Here is a 15,732-nt window from a genome sequence, read left to right as displayed (position 1 = left end):
AGCACAGCGACCGCACGGGAACAGCGGCGCCACAGACAGGGAGCTGCTATGAGTATTCGCGATTGGCCGGCGGCAGAGCGTCCGCGGGAGAAGCTGCTGGAACGGGGGGCGTCGAGTCTGTCGGACGCTGAATTGCTGGCGATTTTCTTGCGCACGGGCGTCTCGGGCAGAAGTGCCGTGGACCTGGCCCGGCACCTTTTGAATCAGTTCGGCAGCCTGCGTGCATTGCTCGAAGCCAACCTGACGGCGTTCAGCAGCGAGCTGGGTCTGGGACCCGCCAAGTTCGCGCAATTGCAGGCGGTCATGGAAATGGCCCGGCGCAACATGGGCGAGGATTTGAAGCGCGATTCTGTGCTGGAAAACCCGACGCAGGTGCGTCGCTACCTCAAGGCGCTGTTAAGGCACGAGCCCCATGAAGTCTTTGGTTGCCTGTTTCTGGACAGCAAGAACCGGGTTCAGACCTTCGAAGTGTTGTTTCACGGCTCGATCAACACGGCGCATGTTCACGCGCGGCAGGTGGTCAAGCGGGCATTGGCCCACAACTCGGCGGGATTGATCCTTTGTCACAATCACCCCTCCGGCGTAAAAGACGCCAGCGAAGCCGATATCGATCTGACGCGGCACCTGAAACAGGCGCTGGCGCTGGTGGACGTGGTGGTGCTGGATCATTTGATCATCGGCGACGGCGATCCGTTGTCGATGGTTGAGTATGGGTTGATGTAGCGGCTTTAGGACTGGCTAATCACCGAGATTCTGGGGCTGGCCGCGAACGAATGTAGGACCGGCTTTAGCCGGGAAGGCATCGGCAGTCACACCGCAAACTAGCGGTGTGCAAACCGGCCTCTTCCCGGCTGAAGCCGGTCCTACGAAGTACTGAAAGGGGACTAGTACTGAAAGGGGACTGATTTATTTACAAAGCTTCACCGTAAATGAATCTGTCCCCGAGAGCGGAGTGTGCCCACGCCGAAGTCGAGTTCAGCGGGGTGAGGAATCTGCGTATCAAGATCAAAGGCTAAGGCGGCATGTCGTTGATGCTTAAAGCGGGGACAGATTAATTTACGGTGAAGCGCTGTAAATAAATCAGTCCCCTCCAATACAACCTTCAATAGTTTCTCGCGAATTACTTCACGGTCACCTTGGAGAAATCCTGACGACCAAACGGGCTCACGCTGTAGCCCTCGACGTTCTTGCGCAGCAGCGCATAGGCCGTTGGATGCGCAAGCGGCAGCCACAATGCCTGCTTCTGGATCTGCTCTTGAGCCTGGTGATACAACTTGCTGCGCTGCGCCTGATCGGTCACCGCCTTGCCCCGGCTGATCAGCTTGTCCAGCCCTTCATCGCAGTAGCGGGCGAAGTTGGTGCCGGATTTCACCGCGGCGCAGGAGAACTGCGGCGTCAGGAAGTTATCCGGATCGCCGTTATCCCCCGACCAGCCCATGAAGAGCAGGTCGTGCTCGCCGGTCTTGGCGCGGCGAATCAGCTCGCCCCATTCGATAACTTTGATTTCCGCCTTGATCCCTACCGCGGCCAAGTCGTTCTGCAGCAACTGCGCACCTGCGTTCGGGTTGGGGTTGAGCAAGCTACCCGACGGCCGAGTCCAGATCGTCGTCTTGAAGCCGTCTTTCAGACCGGCCTTGGCCAGCAGATCCCTGGCTTTCGCCACGTCGTGCTTGTAGCCAGGCAGGTCACTGGCGTAGCCCCAGGTATTAGGCGGATATGGACCGTTGGCCGGGCGCGCCGAGCCCTCGAACACCGCTTTCAGGTAAGTATCTTTGTCGAATGCCAAGTTGATCGCCTGACGCACTTCCGGTTTGTCCAGCGGCGGATGCTGGCTGTTGATCGCCAGGAAAGCGGTCATGAAGGCGTCTGTCTTTTCGACCTTCAGGTTCGAATCCTTGCCAGCTTCAGCAACATCCATCGGCTTCGGCGACAGGGCAACCTGGCACTCATTGCGGCGAATACGTTGCAGACGAACGTTGGCGTCCGGCGTAATCGCGTAGATCAGCGCATCAACGGCTGGCTTGCCGGCGAAATAATCCGGATTGGCCTCGTAACGTACTACCGAGTCTTTCTGGAATCGCTTGAAGACAAAGGGCCCTGTGCCGATCGGCTGACTGTTCAGCTTCTCCGGGGTGCCGGCCTTCAATAGCTGCGCGGTGTACTCGGCAGAATAGATAGAAGCGAAACCCATGCTGAGCGTCGCCAGAAAGGTCGCATCCGGGTGGTCCAGGGTGATGCGCACTGTGGTGGCATCGGTCGCCTCGACTTTCTTGATGAGCGATGGCCATTGCATCGACTGCGCGTGGGGGAAGCCCTGCGCGGCGACCTTATTCCATGGATTGGCCGGATCGAGCATGCGCTTGAAGCTGAACACCACGTCGTCAGCGTTAAGCTCGCGCGTCGGGGTGAAGTAGTCGGTGTGATGGAATTTCACGCCGGCGCGCAGTTTGAAGTCATAGGTCAGCCCGTCAGGCGACACGCTCCAGCTCTGCGCCAGGCTCGGAACCAGCTTGGCGTCCTTGGCGTCGTAATCCACCAGGCGATTCATCAGCACGTCGGCCGAAGCATTGGTGGTGGTCAGCGAGTTGTACTGCACCACGTCAAAGCCTTCGGGGCTGGCTTCCGTGCAGACGCTTAGCGTCGCCGCCGCCTGGGCCAGCAATGGCGCAGACAGGGACGCGAGCAACAGGGGTAGAACGGCTAGGCGCATGGCGATTTTCCTTTCAGAGAGAGCCCATCTGCCGGCGCAGTCTGGAGAGTCAGTAACCCTAGACCATCGATTGGCGCAGAACAATCGCCACGGCGCGACGAGTGGTATATTTCCCGCCGCGCCTAACGCCGCTGGTCTTGCCGGGTATAAGGTCGGGTTATCTGGCAGGCAATTCGTGGTTTGTGTTGTTGCACCGGGGGGTTTCTGGTATAAAGCAGCGCTCTTTTCTAGGGGCCCGCTGCCTTCACCGCAGGTGTGGCCGGTAAGACCCCTGAAGAAACGCGGCGCCTGGCGCCAAATGACTGAGAGATTAAGCGGCCAACCCATGCCGGGTTGGGCATGTGGTTTTAGAGGGCTGAGGCATGTCGAGAGTATGTCAAGTTACCGGTAAGGGTCCGGTAACCGGGAATAACATTTCCCACGCAAACAACAAAACCCGTCGTCGTTTCCTGCCAAACCTGCAGCATCACCGCTTCTGGGTTGAAGAAGAGAAACGCTTCGTACGTCTGCGCGTATCTGCCAAAGGCATGCGCATCATCGACAAGCGTGGTATCACGGTTGTTCTGGCCGAAATCCGCCGTGCTGGCGCTAAGGTTTAAGGGAGAAAATCATGCGTGAATTGATCCGTTTGGTGTCGACCGCTAACACCGGCCACTTCTACACCACCGACAAGAACAAGCGCACGACTCCGGACAAAATCGAAATTAAAAAATTCGATCCGGTTGTTCGTAAGCACGTGATCTACAAAGAAGCCAAAATCAAGTAATTGATTTTTGCGTCTTACAAAAAAGCCCGCAGCGATGCGGGCTTTTTTGTGGGTGAAATAAAGTCGGTCACCTGACGCTCAGGCCTTCTGTTCGAACACCACATAGATCTTGCGGCATGCTTCCAGCACTTCCCACGTACCCTTGAACCCGGCAGGAATCACAAAACGGTCACCCGCGCGCAGGGTTTTCGACTTGCCTGCTTCGTCACGAAGGACCGAGACGCCCTGCACGATTTCACAGTACTCGTGCTCGGTGTAATTCACTTTCCACTGACCGACTTCCCCTTCCCAGACGCCTGCATTCAGCTGCCCGCACGGACTGTTGTAATGGTTGTAAACCGTCTGGTTCGGCTCGCCCTTGAGGATCTTTTCAGCCGCAGGCGTGAAACGCTCCGCTGCAGTAGTGGCTTCGCTGAAGTAGACAATGCTTTCGATGCTCATATCTGATTCCTGAAAGTGGGCGCTGCGTGATTGTTGCTTGCCGAGGGCCGGATGGAAAGCGCAAGCGAGTGCGGGGACTGTTGAATAAAATGCACGATCCGGCCAGATTTCGCCCGCTTATGTCCAATATATTGGAAATCCGCCCAATGCTGGTTTAGGGTGGCGAATGCCTTCGGCCGATCCGATGACGCGTCAGGCACTGTCCTGAAGCCCGATTCGAGTGCGAAGACGCGCCTATTTCATAAGAGGAGGACGTTTCATGACCACCCTGACTCATGCTAACTGGGAACAACGCGCCCAGGATTTGAAAATCGAAGGCCGTGCTTTCATCAACGGTGAATACACAGACGCCGCATCCGGCTCGACGTTCGACTGCATCAGTCCGGTCGATGGCCGCCTCCTCGCCCATGTCGCCAGTTGTGACGCCGCCGACGCCCAGCGCGCCGTCGAAAACGCCCGGGCTACGTTCAATTCCGGCGTCTGGTCGCGATTGGCGCCGGCCAAGCGCAAGGCAGCCATGCTTCGTCTGGCAGAGCTGATCAACGAAAACGTTGAAGAACTCGCGCTGCTTGAAACCCTCGACATGGGCAAGCCCATCAGCGATTCCTACGGCATCGACATTCCCGGCTCCGCCCAGGCATTGAGCTGGAGCGGCGAGGCCATCGACAAGCTGTACGACGAAGTGGCGCCGACCCCGCACGATCAACTGGGCCTGGTGACTCGCGAGCCGATTGGCGTAGTGGCGGCTATTGTGCCGTGGAATTTCCCGCTGCTGATGGCGTCCTGGAAGCTCGGCCCTGCGCTGTCGAGCGGCAATTCGGTGATCCTCAAGCCATCGGAAAAATCCCCGCTGACCGCCATCCGCGTCGCTCAACTCGCCATTGAGGCCGGTATTCCGGCCGGCGTGCTGAACGTGCTGCCGGGTTACGGCCACACGGTGGGTAAAGCGCTGGCGTTGCACATGGACGTCGACACCGCTGTATTCACCGGTTCGACGAAGATCGCCAAGCAGTTGCTGATCTACTCGGGCGAATCGAACATGAAGCGCGTCTGGCTGGAAGCCGGCGGCAAAAGCCCGAACATCGTCTTCGCCGATGCGCCGGATCTGCAGGCTGCGGCCGAATCTGCGGCCAGCGCCATTGCTTTCAACCAGGGCGAGGTCTGCACGGCCGGCTCACGTCTGTTGGTCGAGCGCTCGATCAAGGAGAAATTCCTGCCGATGGTGATCGACGCGTTGAAAGCCTGGAAGCCGGGCAATCCCCTCGATCCGTCGACAACCGTTGGCGCGCTGGTCGATACCCAGCAGATGAATACAGTGTTGTCGTACATCGAAGCTGGCCACACAGACGGCGCCAAGTTGGTCGTCGGTGGCAAGCGCATCCTTCAGGAAACCGGCGGCACCTACGTCGAGCCGACGATTTTCGACGGTGTGACCAACGCGATGAAGATCGCTCAGGAAGAGATCTTTGGACCGGTGCTTTCTGTGCTGACCTTCGATACCGCTGAAGAAGCCATTCAGATTGCTAACGACACACCTTATGGCCTGGCTGCGGCGGTGTGGACGGCTGACTTGTCCAAGGCGCACTTGACCGCGAAGGCGTTGCGCGCGGGCAGCGTGTGGGTCAATCAGTACGATGGCGGCGACATGACCGCGCCGTTCGGTGGCTTCAAACAGTCTGGTAACGGCCGCGACAAGTCACTGCATGCGTTCGACAAATACACCGAGCTGAAGGCGACCTGGATCAAGCTGTAGAGAGTCGCGCGCGATCAACCCTCAGTCGCTGTAAAAAACCAACGCAGCCGGGCTTACTCAAAGCCCGGCTGTTTTGTTTCGTCCTTTTGAGCCACAGGAGCGTGGTGATGCGTTGGGGTACTTATTTCGCCGTGCTGGCGTCGGTATTGAGCGTCGGCCTGGCGCTGGGCGTGAGCATGCCGCTGGTATCGCTGCGTCTGGAAGCCTGGGGTTACGGCGCGTTTGCCATCGGCGTCATGGCTGCGATGCCGGCCATTGGTGTGCTACTGGGTGCCAGCCTTGCCAGCCGACTCGCTTCAAGACTCGGCACCGCCAACCTCATGCGGCTATGCCTGTGGGCCGGGTCGGTTTCAGTGGGTTTGCTGGCGTTACTGCCTGACTACTGGATCTGGTTGGTCCTGCGCCTGATGCTCGGGACAATCCTCACCATTGTGTTCGTGCTCGGCGAAAGCTGGATCAACCAGTTGGTCATCGAAAGGCTGCGCGGCAAGCTGGTGGCGCTGTACGGCAGTTCCTACGCACTGAGTCAGCTGGGCGGGCCGGTGCTGCTGGGCTTCATTGGCACGGGAGCAGACTACGGGTTCTGGGTCGGGACCCTGTTGCTGGCGGTATCGCCGTTTCTGTTGCTGGGCAGAACAGGCGCGCCGAGCGCGGAATCCAGCCATGTCACGCTGCGCGATCTCGGCGGCTTCTGTCGGAGCTTGCCGGCCATTGCATGGGCCATCGCGTTATTCGCCGGGTTTGAAGCGATGATTCTGACCTTGCTGCCGGTGTATTGCCTGCAGCAGGGTTTCACGCCTGAAATCGCCTTGGCGATGGTCAGTACCGTGGTGGTGGGTGATGCGCTTCTGCAGCTGCCGATTGGCGCGCTGGCCGACAGGGTGTCCCGTCGGCGGCTGTTCTCCGGGTGTGCACTGGTGCTGACAGTGTCGAGCCTGGCGATTCCGCTGCTGGTCGACACAATCGCCATCTGGCCGCTGTGGGTGCTGTTCGGCGCCAGTGCGGGAGGGCTGTTCACCCTGTCGCTGATTCTGATTGGCGAGCGTTACCGCGACGACGCTCTGGTGCGCGCCAATGCCCATGTCGCTCAGCTGTGGGGGATCGGTTGCCTGCTCGGCCCCTTGGCGGCAGGCGCTGGCAGCCAATGGGTCAGCGGTCAGGCGCTGCCGTTATTGATGGCGGCGGGCGCGCTGGGGTTGGTCATCCTGTCCCGGCGTCCCAAGGCATTTGGCGCGCAGGCGGTGGCGGCTTAGAGCATCTTTTCCAGGCCGACCGCCGTGCTGAACCAGGCGTTCATCCGGCGCCACCAGTCGCCAGGCTCTTTGGACAGGGTATGGATTTTGCCGTTGTCCTCGGTTACCCACACCAGTCGGTCGTTCTCCAGCTTGACCTGATAACTGATGGCCGGCGCCATGCCCTGAAGCGCCAGCTCGCGCAGGTATTCGGTCAGCTCTGGGCTGTCGACCAGCACGCCGACTTCGGTGTTCCACAGCACCGACCGGGGGTCGAAATTGAACGAACCCACGAACATTTTCTGCCGATCAAAGATCATCGCCTTGCTGTGCAGGCTTGATTCCGAGCCGCCCTTGATCAGGTTTGTGTGCAGAAATGCAGGACCGCTGCCCTTGGCGTTGCTCGGGTCGCCAGGCTGGCGGCGCAGTTCGAACAGCTTCACGCCATGCTCCAGCAGCGCTCGGCGGTACGGCGCATAGCCGCCATGCACCGCCGGCACGTCGGTGGCCTCCAGCGAGTTCGTCAACAGGTTCACTGACACGCCCTTGTCAGAGAGCCCGGTCAGGTAAACCAGGCCTTCCTGCCCGGGCACGAAGTAGGCCGAGATCAGCATCAGTTCCTTATGCACGTTGCCGAGGTCAGGGCTCAGTTGGGTCGCCAGCAGGAGGTGCGGGTCAGGCTCGCCGCGTGACAGCACCTTGGTCGGCGCGTCCCACAAGGCCTGGTTGTGCGCCCATATCAGCTCATTGAGCCAGGTCTTCATGCGTGGGTGAGGCCGATAGTCCATCAGCCGTTCATACAAGGCCTTTTTGTCCACGTGTGCCTGATCCAGCGACTCAGCCAGACGCACGCGCGCGGTGGCCAGATCCTTGCGGTCGGGCGGCCAGTAAAGGAAGTCATCGATCGGCTTGCTGAGCGTGCTGTTCCAGTACTGATCGAAACTGTGACCCAGCTGTTCGGCGACCGGGCCCACGCTGAGCATGTCGATGTCGGTGAAATTCAGATTGGGTTCGGCGTCGAAATACTCGTCGCCCAGATTGCGCCCGCCGACGATGGCCACGGCGCCGTCGGCCAGCCACAGCTTGTTGTGCATGCGTCGATGCTGCTGGGACAGATTGAAGAGCCGACCCAGATTACGGGTGGCGCCCATGCTGCGGCCCAGATTGAGCGGATTGAACAGGCGGATCTGAATGTTCGGGTGCGCGGCAAGTGTGGCGATGACTTCATCCAGCCCGTCGCTGGTGGTGTCGTCCAGCAGGATACGCACGCGGACGCCGCGATCGGCGGCTTTGAGCAGTTCGTCAACCAGCGCCCGGGTGCTCAGGCCGTCGTGAACGATGTAGTACTGCAGGTCCAGGCTGGTTTTGGCGTTTCGAATCAGCTCGGCGCGGGCCATAAAGGCTTCGGTGCTGTTGGGCAGCAGGCGGAAGCCCGAGCGGCCCTCGTGAGGCGCCGCCTGGGCCATGATCGAGCGCCCGAAAGAAGATTGCGCCGCCGGGAGTGCCTGACTCGGACCGTCGGGGGCGGGCGTGTGTGCGCAACCGCTGAGGCCGAGGGCAAGAGCCAGGAGGAGGGGCACCGCCCGTAAGTTCATCAACGCGGTCATTCGAAAATCAGTCATGGCGATATGACCGCGCTTTCTCCAAAAGGTTAAAAGCTGCACAACGTTATGCAGGGTCAGCGCGCTGCATGAGCAACGCCGTGGCAGCGCCGACCTTGCGCACCGCGTCCTCGATTTGCGCGGTCGGCTTGGCAGCAAAGTTCATGCGCAGGCAATTTCTGTATTTGCCGGACGCCGAAAATATGCTGCCAACGGCAATCTGTACGCCTTGTCCCTGCAACGCGCGGTTCAGGCGCAAGGAGTCGAAATCTTCCGGCAGTTCTATCCACAGCATGAAGCCGCCTTGAGGGCGACTCACGCGGGTGCCTTCCGGGAAGTAGCGCGTGACCCAGCCTGTCATCAGGTCGCGACTGCGCTGGTACTGGCCGCGCATCCGGCGCATGTGCGGCTCGTAGTGCCCGGCCTTGAGAAAATCGGAAATCGCCAGTTGTGGCTGGGTCGCAGTGGAACCGGTGCTGATGTATTTCATGTGCAGCGCGCGATCAAGGTATCGACCGGGCGCGACCCAGCCGACGCGCAAACCCGGCGCCAGCGTCTTGGAAAACGAGCTGCAGAGCAGAACGCGGCCGTCTTCGTCGAAGGATTTGATCGTGCGCGGGCGCGGGTAGGTGTAGGCCAGATCGCCATACACATCGTCTTCGATGATCGCCACATCGAAGCGTTGCGCCAGGGTCAGCAGCGCACGTTTGCGGTCCTCCGGCATGATGTAGCCCAGCGGGTTGTTGCAGCTCGGGGTCAGCTGTATGGCTTTGATCGGCCACTGTTCCAGCGCCAGCTCCAGCGCGTCGAGGCTGATGCCGGTGAGCGGGTCGGTGGGGATTTCCAGGGCTTTCATGCCCAGCCCCTTGAGCGCCTGCATGGCGCCGTGAAAGCTGGGCGAGTCGACTGCGACGATGTCGCCCGGCTGGCACACCGACCGGATGCAGATGGCCAGTGCCTCCTGAGCGCCGGTGGTGATCACCAGATCATCCGGATCGATGTTGGTGCCGGAATCCAGCAACAGCCGGGCGACTTGTTCCCGCAGGCAGCGCCGACCGTGGATGTTGTCGTAATACAGCCCGGGCATGTCCAAACGACGGCTGATCCTGCCCAGCGCCTGGGTCAGTGGGCGCAAGGTGGGGCTGGTGACGTCGGGCATGCCGCGCCCCAGCTGAACGACGTCAGGGCTGGGTGCGGCCCGCGCCAGTTCCAGCACCTGATCCCACTGAGAGATTTCCACCGGGCGCTGCGCGGGGCGGCCAATCGCAGGCAGGGCGGGCGTCTTGCGGCCGGCCGGTACGAAATACCCGGACTTGGGGCGTGGAAGTGCGAGGCCGTTGTCTTCCAGCAATCGATACGCCTGCTGCACCGTACTCAGGCTGACGCCATGCTCAAGACTCAACGCACGCACCGAGGGGAGCCGGTCGCCTGGGCGATAAAAGCCGTTTTCGATGCGCGTGCCGAGCAGTTCGGCGAGGTTGACGTACAGGGTCATGGCGTACTCCCACATGCGATGCGATCGGCAGACCGATACAGATGTGGGGAAAATACAGCATTCAGCGCGGTATTAAACCGATCTGTATGCAAAGAATAATAATTCTTTGGATCTGTAATGGTTTTCCATACAGACACATCATGAATCCACTCGAAACCCACGATGAGGTGTCTGGAAATGAGCGGAATAAGTGATGTTCGGCTAACGCTGTATGCAGGGGAGCTGGTCCGTGAGCATGAAGCGGGCTCGCGCATCAACGCGCTGGAAGGGCTGGGGATGTGGGGGCTGTTTCAGCATCGTAGGGCCAGTCGGCGCGCGTTGTTGAAACTGACTGACGAGCAGCTGAAGGATATTGGCTTGAGCGGTAAGCAGGCGCGCCATGAAGGCCTTAAGCCTTTCTGGCGCGAATGAGGGCTGTGACAGTGGCCCCACAGAGGCGAGTCCGGTTACACCAACTCTTTGAAACGGTGCCACAACATCCCCAGCGCCAGTAGCGGCGAGCGCAAATGTTTGCCGCCGGGGAAGGTGATGTGAGGGACTTTGGCAAAGAGCTCGAACCCGCCACTGTGTTGGCCGCTAATGGCCTCCGCCAGTAACTTGCCCGCCAGATGCGTTGCGTTCAGCCCGTGCCCCGCATACGCCTGGGCGTAGAACACGTTTGGATGCGTGTGCAGCCTCCCGATCTGCGGCAAGCGGTTGGCACCGATGCCGATCATTCCGCCCCACTGAAAATCGATCTTCACGTCTTTGAGCTGAGGGAACACCTTGAGCATCTTCGGCTGCATGTACTCGGCGATGTCGCTCGGGTCCCGGCCTGAGTAGTGGCAAGCGCCGCCGAACAGCAGGCGCCGATCAGCCGACAGCCGAAAATAATCGACCGCCACACGCTGATCGCACATCGCGGTATTGCGCGGAATCAGCTGGCTGGCGAGTGCTTCGCTCAGTGGCTCTGTGGCAATGACATAACTGCCAGCGGGCAAAACCTTGCCACTCAACTCCCCGTCGAGCCCATTGAGATAGGCGTTACAGCCCAGCACCAGCGTACTGGCGCGCACCCGTCCGTGGGCTGTATGAATGTTGACCTCTGCCCCGTATTCCAGCCGCGTCGCTGCCGAGTGTTCGAACACCTGTACGCCCAATGACTGGGCGATCGCGGCTTCTCCAAGGGCGAGATTCAGCGGGTGCAGATGGCCCGAGCCCATGTCCAGCAGGGCGCCGGCATAGTTGGGAGACCCGATGATGCTGCTGAGGTTGCGCGCTTCAATCAATTCAAGCGGATGTCGGTAACCCAGGCTGCGCAGCTCTTCGGCGTCTCTGGCAAAGCCCTCGAATTCCTTGGGCTTGTTCGCCAGGTCGCAATAGCCCCAGGTCAGATCGCAGTCGATCTGGTATTTGTTGACACGCTCGCGGACGATTTCCACCGCTTCCAGGCCCATCAGCTTAAGCTGACGAACGCCGTCCTCGCCGATGACATTGCTGAACTGATCCACATCATGGCCGACGCCGCGGATCAGTTGCCCGCCGTTGCGCCCGCTCGCGCCCCAACCGATCTTGTGCGCCTCCAGCAGCACCACCTTCAAGCCGCGTTCAGCCAGCTCGATCGCCGTGTTCAGCCCGGAAAATCCGCCGCCGATGATGCAGACGTCGGTTTTGACCTCGCCGTGCAGGGCAGGGGCGTCAGGCTGGGTATGGCGAGTAGCGGCGTAGTAAGACGCCGCGTGATCAGACAATCCGGGCTGGGGAGGCCGAGCATTCATGTTGAATATCCCGAGAGCACTGTTTGGAAAATTTTACGGAGGGTAGCGGGGTCAGGGTGCCCGGGCAAGAAAATGCCGGTGGATGATCATCCGGGTGTCAGTCTCAGAGGCGCTGGGGCACAATCAGTACCTTTCACAGGAGAAACTGCCGCGATGGCCTGCAACAGCGAGAAAATCCGCGATCTGCGGCGGCTGATTCCGTCGTTCGAATGCGTCCCGGGATGCCACGATTGCTGCGGGCCGGTGACCACGTCGTCCGAAGAAATGTCGCGTTTACCGCGCAAGACGCCGGCCGAGCAGGAAGCGGCCCTCAACGAGCTGAATTGCGTACACCTGGGACCCAATGGCTGCACCGTCTACGACGAGCGTCCGCTGATCTGCCGCCTGTTTGGCACCACGAAAACCCTGCCATGCCCCAATGGCCGCCGCCCTGATGTGTTGATTCACCCCCGCGCCGAGAAGCAGGTGCATGAGTTCATCGCCTCGACGCGGCAGGTGCTGGTTTAGCCGAAGCCAGCTGGGGTGAGCCCGTTACGGATGCTTATTCCGGAATGGGCAGGCACAAACTCTCCTTCACCTCTTCCATCACGATGTAGCTCTTGGACTCCCGCACATGGGGCAGCTTGAGCAGGATGTCGCCCAGCAGCTTGCGGTACGACGCCATCTCGGAAATCCGCGCTTTCACCAGATAGTCGAAATCCCCTGACACCAGATGGCATTCCAGCACATGGGGCAGTTTGAGCACCGCGCGGCGAAATTCCTCAAAGGTGTCGCCAGACTTATAGTCCAGGCTGATCTCGACAAACACCAACAAGCTGGCCTTGAGGTTCTGCGGATTAAGGCGGGCGTTGTAGCCCATGATGATGCCTTCACGCTCCAGGCGCCGAACCCGTTCTGTGCATGGCGTGGTAGACAGCCCGACCCGTTCGCCCAGTTCAGTGAAGGAGATCCGGCCATCGTTTTGCAGGATGCGCAGGATGTTGCGGTCGATCTTGTCCAGCTCGCGTTTGGACTGGTGCTGGGTGCGCATCGATAAGCCCTCTGCCAAAGCGTCGGTTGCCGAGAAGAAACGCCGAATATAGGCGTTTATATAGTCAAAAGCACTGCTCGGGCCTTTTTATACTGCGCACATCCTTGCTTAAACTTGAAAACGTCAGCGGATATCCGCGATGAGGGAATCAACATGCGCGTTCTGGTCCTTGGAAGTGGCGTAATCGGTACCACCAGTGCGTATTACCTGGCGCGTGCGGGCTTCGAGGTGACTGTCGTTGACCGTCAACCGGCCGCTGCCATGGAAACCAGTTTCGCCAACGCCGGGCAGGTCTCGCCGGGCTACGCTTCGCCATGGGCCGCGCCGGGTGTGCCGCTCAAGGCCCTCAAGTGGTTGCTGCAGCGCCACGCGCCGCTGGCCATCAAGGCAACAGCCGATATCGATCAGTACCTGTGGATGGCGCAGATGCTGCGCAACTGCACCCAGAACCGCTACGCCGTGAACAAAGAGCGCATGGTTCGCCTCTCCGAATACAGCCGCGACTGCCTCGATGAGTTGCGTGCCGAGACCGGCATTGCCTACGAAGGCCGCAGCCTGGGCACGACTCAGCTGTTCCGCACTCAGGAGCAACTGGATAACGCCGCCAAGGACATCGCCGTGCTCAAGCAGGCCGGCGTGCCTTATGAAGTGCTCGACCGTGAAGGCATCGCCCGGGTCGAGCCGGCGTTGGCCAGCGTCAGCAACATCCTCAGCGGCGCACTGCGCCTTCCGAACGACCAGACCGGCGACTGCCAGCTGTTCACCACGCGTCTGGCCGAGATGTGTGTGAAGCTGGGCGTTGAGTTCCGCTTCAGCCAGTCCATCGAATCCATTGATTTCGCGGGCGACACCATCAACGGCGTGCGCATCAACGGAAAACTCGAAACGGCTGACCGCTACGTACTGGCGCTCGGCAGCTACTCGCCGCAACTGCTCAAGCCCCTTGGCATCAAGGCGCCGGTTTATCCGCTCAAGGGCTACTCGCTGACGGTGCCGATCACCAACCCGGCGATGGCGCCGACGTCGACCATCCTTGACGAGACCTACAAGGTGGCGATTACCCGCTTCGACAACCGTATTCGTGTGGGCGGCATGGCCGAGATCGCTGGCTTCGACCTGTCGCTCAACCCCCGTCGCCGCGAGACGCTGGAGATGATCGTCAACGACCTCTATCCTCACGGCGGCGACCTGCAGCAGGCCAGCTTCTGGACTGGTCTGCGCCCGACCACGCCGGACGGCACGCCGATCGTCGGCGCAACGCCGTACCGCAATCTGTTCCTGAACACCGGTCACGGCACATTGGGTTGGACGATGGCCTGCGGTTCAGGCAGATTGCTGGCTGACCTTATCGCTCGCAAGACGCCACAAATCAGTGCTGAAGGCCTCGATATTTCTCGTTATGGCAGTTCCAGGGAGATCGCAAAACATGTCCATTCAGCGCCAGCTCACCAATGAGCGCATGAGCCAGTTGGTCGTCCATAACGGCACCGTTTACCTTGCCGGGCAAGTGGCCGACGATATGGCGGCGGGGATTGAGCAACAGACCCGCGAAACGCTTCACAACATCGAGCGATTGCTGGACCTGGCCGGTACCGACAAGACCCGCATTCTGTCAGTGACGATCTACCTGAAAGACATCGACGCGCACTTTGCCGGCATGAACAGCGTCTGGGACACCTGGCTGCCGAAAGGCCTGGCCCCTGCGCGTGCAACGGTTGAAGCCAAGCTGTGCGAGCCGGAGATTCTGGTTGAACTGTCGGTGATTGCGGCGCTGCCGTAGCTCATCCACCTATATCCATCTATTGACCCACAAGAAGCCCCACCATGCGTCCAGCCCGCGCCCTTATCGACCTTCAGGCCTTGCGCCACAACTACCAGCTGGCGCGCGACACCGCTGGCGCCAAGGCGCTCGCTGTCATCAAGGCGGATGCCTACGGTCACGGCGCGGTGCGGGTTGCGCAGGCGCTGGAATCCGAAGCCGATGGTTTTGCCGTGGCGTGCATTGAAGAAGCGCTGGAGCTTCGTCAGGCCGGGATCAACGCTCCGATTCTGCTGCTGGAAGGCTTTTTCGAGGCCGACGAACTGGCGCTGATCGTCGAGCATGATTTCTGGTGCGTGGTGCATTCCCTCTGGCAACTCGATGCCATCGAACAAACCGCCCTCGGCAAGTCGCTGAATGTGTGGCTGAAGATGGATTCGGGCATGCACCGCGTTGGCATCCATCCCGCGGATTTTCAGGCGGCGCACCAACGGCTGCTGAACAGCGGCAAGGCCGCCAAGATTGTCCTGATGACTCACTTCGCCCGCGCCGACGAACTCGACAGCGTCCGTACCGACGAGCAAGTGGCGATTTTTCAATCGGCGCGTGCCGGGTTGGCCGCTGAAGTCAGCCTGCGCAATTCCCCCGCCGTCATGGGTTGGCCCAGCGTGCCAAGTGACTGGGTGCGTCCGGGGATCATGCTCTACGGCGCGACGCCGTTTGATCAGTCGCAATCGGTCGCCGATCGTTTGCAGCCGGTCATGACCCTGGAGTCCCGGGTGATCTGCGTGCGTGACCTGCCCTTCGGTGAGCCAGTGGGCTACGGCGGTACATTCGTCGCCGAGCGCAATATGCGCATCGGTGTGGTCGCGATGGGCTATGCCGACGGCTATCCGCGGCAGGCGCCCACCGGTACCCCCGTGATGGTCGACGGTCATCGCAGTCAGTTGCTCGGGCGTGTGTCGATGGACATGCTTTGCGTCGACCTCACCGACGTGCCGGGCGCAGGGGTGGGCAGCCGCGTCGAGCTGTGGGGCAAGCACATCCTGATCAGTGATGTTGCGTCGAGCGCGGACATGATTCCCTATCAGATTCTCTGCAATCTCAAGCGCGTGCCAAGGCTCTATGCCGAGGCCTGATCGCCGCTCGCCGATCCCCTGCAAATCACCCCTTCGCGGCCCGGTATGG

At 60.5% G+C, this 15,732-nt stretch carries 16 protein-coding genes; 10 read left to right on the top strand and 6 right to left on the bottom strand.

Features of this window, described 5'->3' with window-relative positions:
- Positions 1-48: 48 nt before the first annotated feature.
- Complete coding sequence (gene radC / locus M1E04_RS24060; RefSeq protein ID WP_065988236.1) at positions 49-723, top strand: RadC family protein; 675 nt, start codon at positions 49-51, stop codon at positions 721-723.
- 397 nt (positions 724-1,120) lie between these two features.
- Here the strand turns inward: radC and M1E04_RS24055 are convergent, their stop codons facing one another.
- Positions 1,121-2,710, bottom strand: a complete 1,590-nt coding sequence (locus M1E04_RS24055; RefSeq protein WP_456292157.1) for an ABC transporter substrate-binding protein — start codon at positions 2,708-2,710, stop codon at positions 1,121-1,123.
- Between the two features lie 362 nt (positions 2,711-3,072).
- Between M1E04_RS24055 and rpmB the strand changes: the two genes are divergently transcribed.
- Both rpmB and rpmG read left to right on the top strand, forming a co-directional pair.
- Positions 3,073-3,309: a 50S ribosomal protein L28 gene (gene rpmB, locus M1E04_RS24050; protein WP_037016669.1), complete on the top strand. Its 237-nt coding sequence runs from the start codon at positions 3,073-3,075 to the stop codon at positions 3,307-3,309.
- A gap of 11 nt (positions 3,310-3,320) precedes the next feature.
- Positions 3,321-3,476 (top strand): 50S ribosomal protein L33, encoded by a 156-nt coding sequence (gene rpmG / locus M1E04_RS24045; RefSeq protein ID WP_010225867.1) that lies wholly within the window; start codon positions 3,321-3,323, stop codon positions 3,474-3,476.
- Positions 3,477-3,554: 78 nt separating this feature from the next.
- On the opposite strand, the gene M1E04_RS24040 is transcribed toward rpmG, so the two are convergent.
- Positions 3,555-3,917: a cupin domain-containing protein gene (locus M1E04_RS24040; RefSeq protein WP_456292156.1), complete on the bottom strand. Its 363-nt coding sequence runs from the start codon at positions 3,915-3,917 to the stop codon at positions 3,555-3,557.
- Between the two features lie 259 nt (positions 3,918-4,176).
- Between M1E04_RS24040 and M1E04_RS24035 the strand changes: the two genes are divergently transcribed.
- Complete coding sequence (locus M1E04_RS24035) at positions 4,177-5,670, top strand: aldehyde dehydrogenase (protein WP_369318239.1); 1,494 nt, start codon at positions 4,177-4,179, stop codon at positions 5,668-5,670.
- 107 nt (positions 5,671-5,777) lie between these two features.
- Complete coding sequence (locus M1E04_RS24030) at positions 5,778-6,923, top strand: MFS transporter (RefSeq protein WP_369318240.1); 1,146 nt, start codon at positions 5,778-5,780, stop codon at positions 6,921-6,923.
- Here the strand turns inward: M1E04_RS24030 and M1E04_RS24025 are convergent.
- Both M1E04_RS24025 and M1E04_RS24020 read right to left on the bottom strand, forming a co-directional pair.
- On the bottom strand, positions 6,920-8,524 hold the full coding sequence (locus tag M1E04_RS24025) for a phospholipase D family protein (RefSeq protein ID WP_410928291.1): 1,605 nt from the start codon (positions 8,522-8,524) through the stop codon (positions 6,920-6,922). The genes M1E04_RS24030 and M1E04_RS24025 overlap by 4 nt on opposite strands.
- Before the next feature lie 46 nt (positions 8,525-8,570).
- A complete protein-coding gene (locus M1E04_RS24020; protein ID WP_296313558.1) occupies positions 8,571-9,998 on the bottom strand; it encodes an aminotransferase-like domain-containing protein in 1,428 nt (475 codons plus the stop codon).
- A 177-nt stretch (positions 9,999-10,175) separates the two neighbouring features.
- On the opposite strand from M1E04_RS24020, the gene M1E04_RS24015 reads away from it, so the two are divergent.
- A complete protein-coding gene (locus M1E04_RS24015; protein ID WP_369318241.1) occupies positions 10,176-10,409 on the top strand; it encodes a DUF1127 domain-containing protein in 234 nt (77 codons plus the stop codon).
- 35 nt (positions 10,410-10,444) lie between these two features.
- Here M1E04_RS24015 and M1E04_RS24010 read toward each other — a convergent pair whose 3' ends face one another.
- A complete protein-coding gene (locus M1E04_RS24010; protein ID WP_369318242.1) occupies positions 10,445-11,755 on the bottom strand; it encodes an NAD(P)/FAD-dependent oxidoreductase in 1,311 nt (436 codons plus the stop codon).
- 153 nt (positions 11,756-11,908) lie between these two features.
- On the opposite strand from M1E04_RS24010, the gene M1E04_RS24005 reads away from it, so the two are divergent.
- Positions 11,909-12,262, top strand: coding sequence for a YkgJ family cysteine cluster protein (locus tag M1E04_RS24005; protein WP_065988244.1), 354 nt, complete (start codon positions 11,909-11,911; stop codon positions 12,260-12,262).
- A 34-nt stretch (positions 12,263-12,296) separates the two neighbouring features.
- Here the strand turns inward: M1E04_RS24005 and dadR are convergent, their stop codons facing one another.
- Positions 12,297-12,785, bottom strand: coding sequence for a transcriptional regulator DadR (gene dadR, locus M1E04_RS24000; RefSeq protein WP_065988245.1), 489 nt, complete (start codon positions 12,783-12,785; stop codon positions 12,297-12,299).
- Between the two features lie 153 nt (positions 12,786-12,938).
- Between dadR and dadA the strand changes: the two genes are divergently transcribed.
- The 3 genes from dadA to alr are packed head-to-tail and all read left to right on the top strand — an operon-like array spanning position 12,939 to position 15,683.
- Positions 12,939-14,240, top strand: a complete 1,302-nt coding sequence (gene dadA / locus M1E04_RS23995) for a D-amino acid dehydrogenase (RefSeq protein WP_456292155.1) — start codon at positions 12,939-12,941, stop codon at positions 14,238-14,240.
- The gene (locus tag M1E04_RS23990; protein ID WP_065988247.1) at positions 14,212-14,565 is read left to right on the top strand and encodes a RidA family protein; all 354 of its coding nucleotides are present in this window, start codon (positions 14,212-14,214) and stop codon (positions 14,563-14,565) included. Before dadA ends, M1E04_RS23990 begins: the two co-directional genes overlap by 29 nt.
- Before the next feature lie 44 nt (positions 14,566-14,609).
- On the top strand, positions 14,610-15,683 hold the full coding sequence (gene alr / locus M1E04_RS23985) for an alanine racemase (RefSeq protein ID WP_456292154.1): 1,074 nt from the start codon (positions 14,610-14,612) through the stop codon (positions 15,681-15,683).
- Positions 15,684-15,732: the final 49 nt, after the last annotated feature.

It is taken from the genome of Pseudomonas sp. AK106 (assembly GCF_053903055.1).
This window is presented reverse-complemented; position numbering and strand designations above follow the sequence as displayed.

What these genes read in the sequence shown, in the direction of transcription:
- radC (WP_065988236.1), top strand. Translation starts at nt 49, where the DNA reads ATGAGTATTCGCGATTGGCCGGCGGCAGAGCGTCCGCGGGAGAAGCTG.
- M1E04_RS24055 (WP_456292157.1), bottom strand. Translation starts at nt 2,710, where the DNA reads ATGCGCCTAGCCGTTCTACCCCTGTTGCTCGCGTCCCTGTCTGCGCCA.
- rpmB (WP_037016669.1), top strand. Translation starts at nt 3,073, where the DNA reads ATGTCGAGAGTATGTCAAGTTACCGGTAAGGGTCCGGTAACCGGGAAT.
- rpmG (WP_010225867.1), top strand. Translation starts at nt 3,321, where the DNA reads ATGCGTGAATTGATCCGTTTGGTGTCGACCGCTAACACCGGCCACTTC.
- M1E04_RS24040 (WP_456292156.1), bottom strand. Translation starts at nt 3,917, where the DNA reads ATGAGCATCGAAAGCATTGTCTACTTCAGCGAAGCCACTACTGCAGCG.
- M1E04_RS24035 (WP_369318239.1), top strand. Translation starts at nt 4,177, where the DNA reads ATGACCACCCTGACTCATGCTAACTGGGAACAACGCGCCCAGGATTTG.
- M1E04_RS24030 (WP_369318240.1), top strand. Translation starts at nt 5,778, where the DNA reads ATGCGTTGGGGTACTTATTTCGCCGTGCTGGCGTCGGTATTGAGCGTC.
- M1E04_RS24025 (WP_410928291.1), bottom strand. Translation starts at nt 8,524, where the DNA reads ATGACTGATTTTCGAATGACCGCGTTGATGAACTTACGGGCGGTGCCC.
- M1E04_RS24020 (WP_296313558.1), bottom strand. Translation starts at nt 9,998, where the DNA reads ATGACCCTGTACGTCAACCTCGCCGAACTGCTCGGCACGCGCATCGAA.
- M1E04_RS24015 (WP_369318241.1), top strand. Translation starts at nt 10,176, where the DNA reads ATGAGCGGAATAAGTGATGTTCGGCTAACGCTGTATGCAGGGGAGCTG.
- M1E04_RS24010 (WP_369318242.1), bottom strand. Translation starts at nt 11,755, where the DNA reads ATGAATGCTCGGCCTCCCCAGCCCGGATTGTCTGATCACGCGGCGTCT.
- M1E04_RS24005 (WP_065988244.1), top strand. Translation starts at nt 11,909, where the DNA reads ATGGCCTGCAACAGCGAGAAAATCCGCGATCTGCGGCGGCTGATTCCG.
- dadR (WP_065988245.1), bottom strand. Translation starts at nt 12,785, where the DNA reads ATGCGCACCCAGCACCAGTCCAAACGCGAGCTGGACAAGATCGACCGC.
- dadA (WP_456292155.1), top strand. Translation starts at nt 12,939, where the DNA reads ATGCGCGTTCTGGTCCTTGGAAGTGGCGTAATCGGTACCACCAGTGCG.
- M1E04_RS23990 (WP_065988247.1), top strand. Translation starts at nt 14,212, where the DNA reads ATGTCCATTCAGCGCCAGCTCACCAATGAGCGCATGAGCCAGTTGGTC.
- alr (WP_456292154.1), top strand. Translation starts at nt 14,610, where the DNA reads ATGCGTCCAGCCCGCGCCCTTATCGACCTTCAGGCCTTGCGCCACAAC.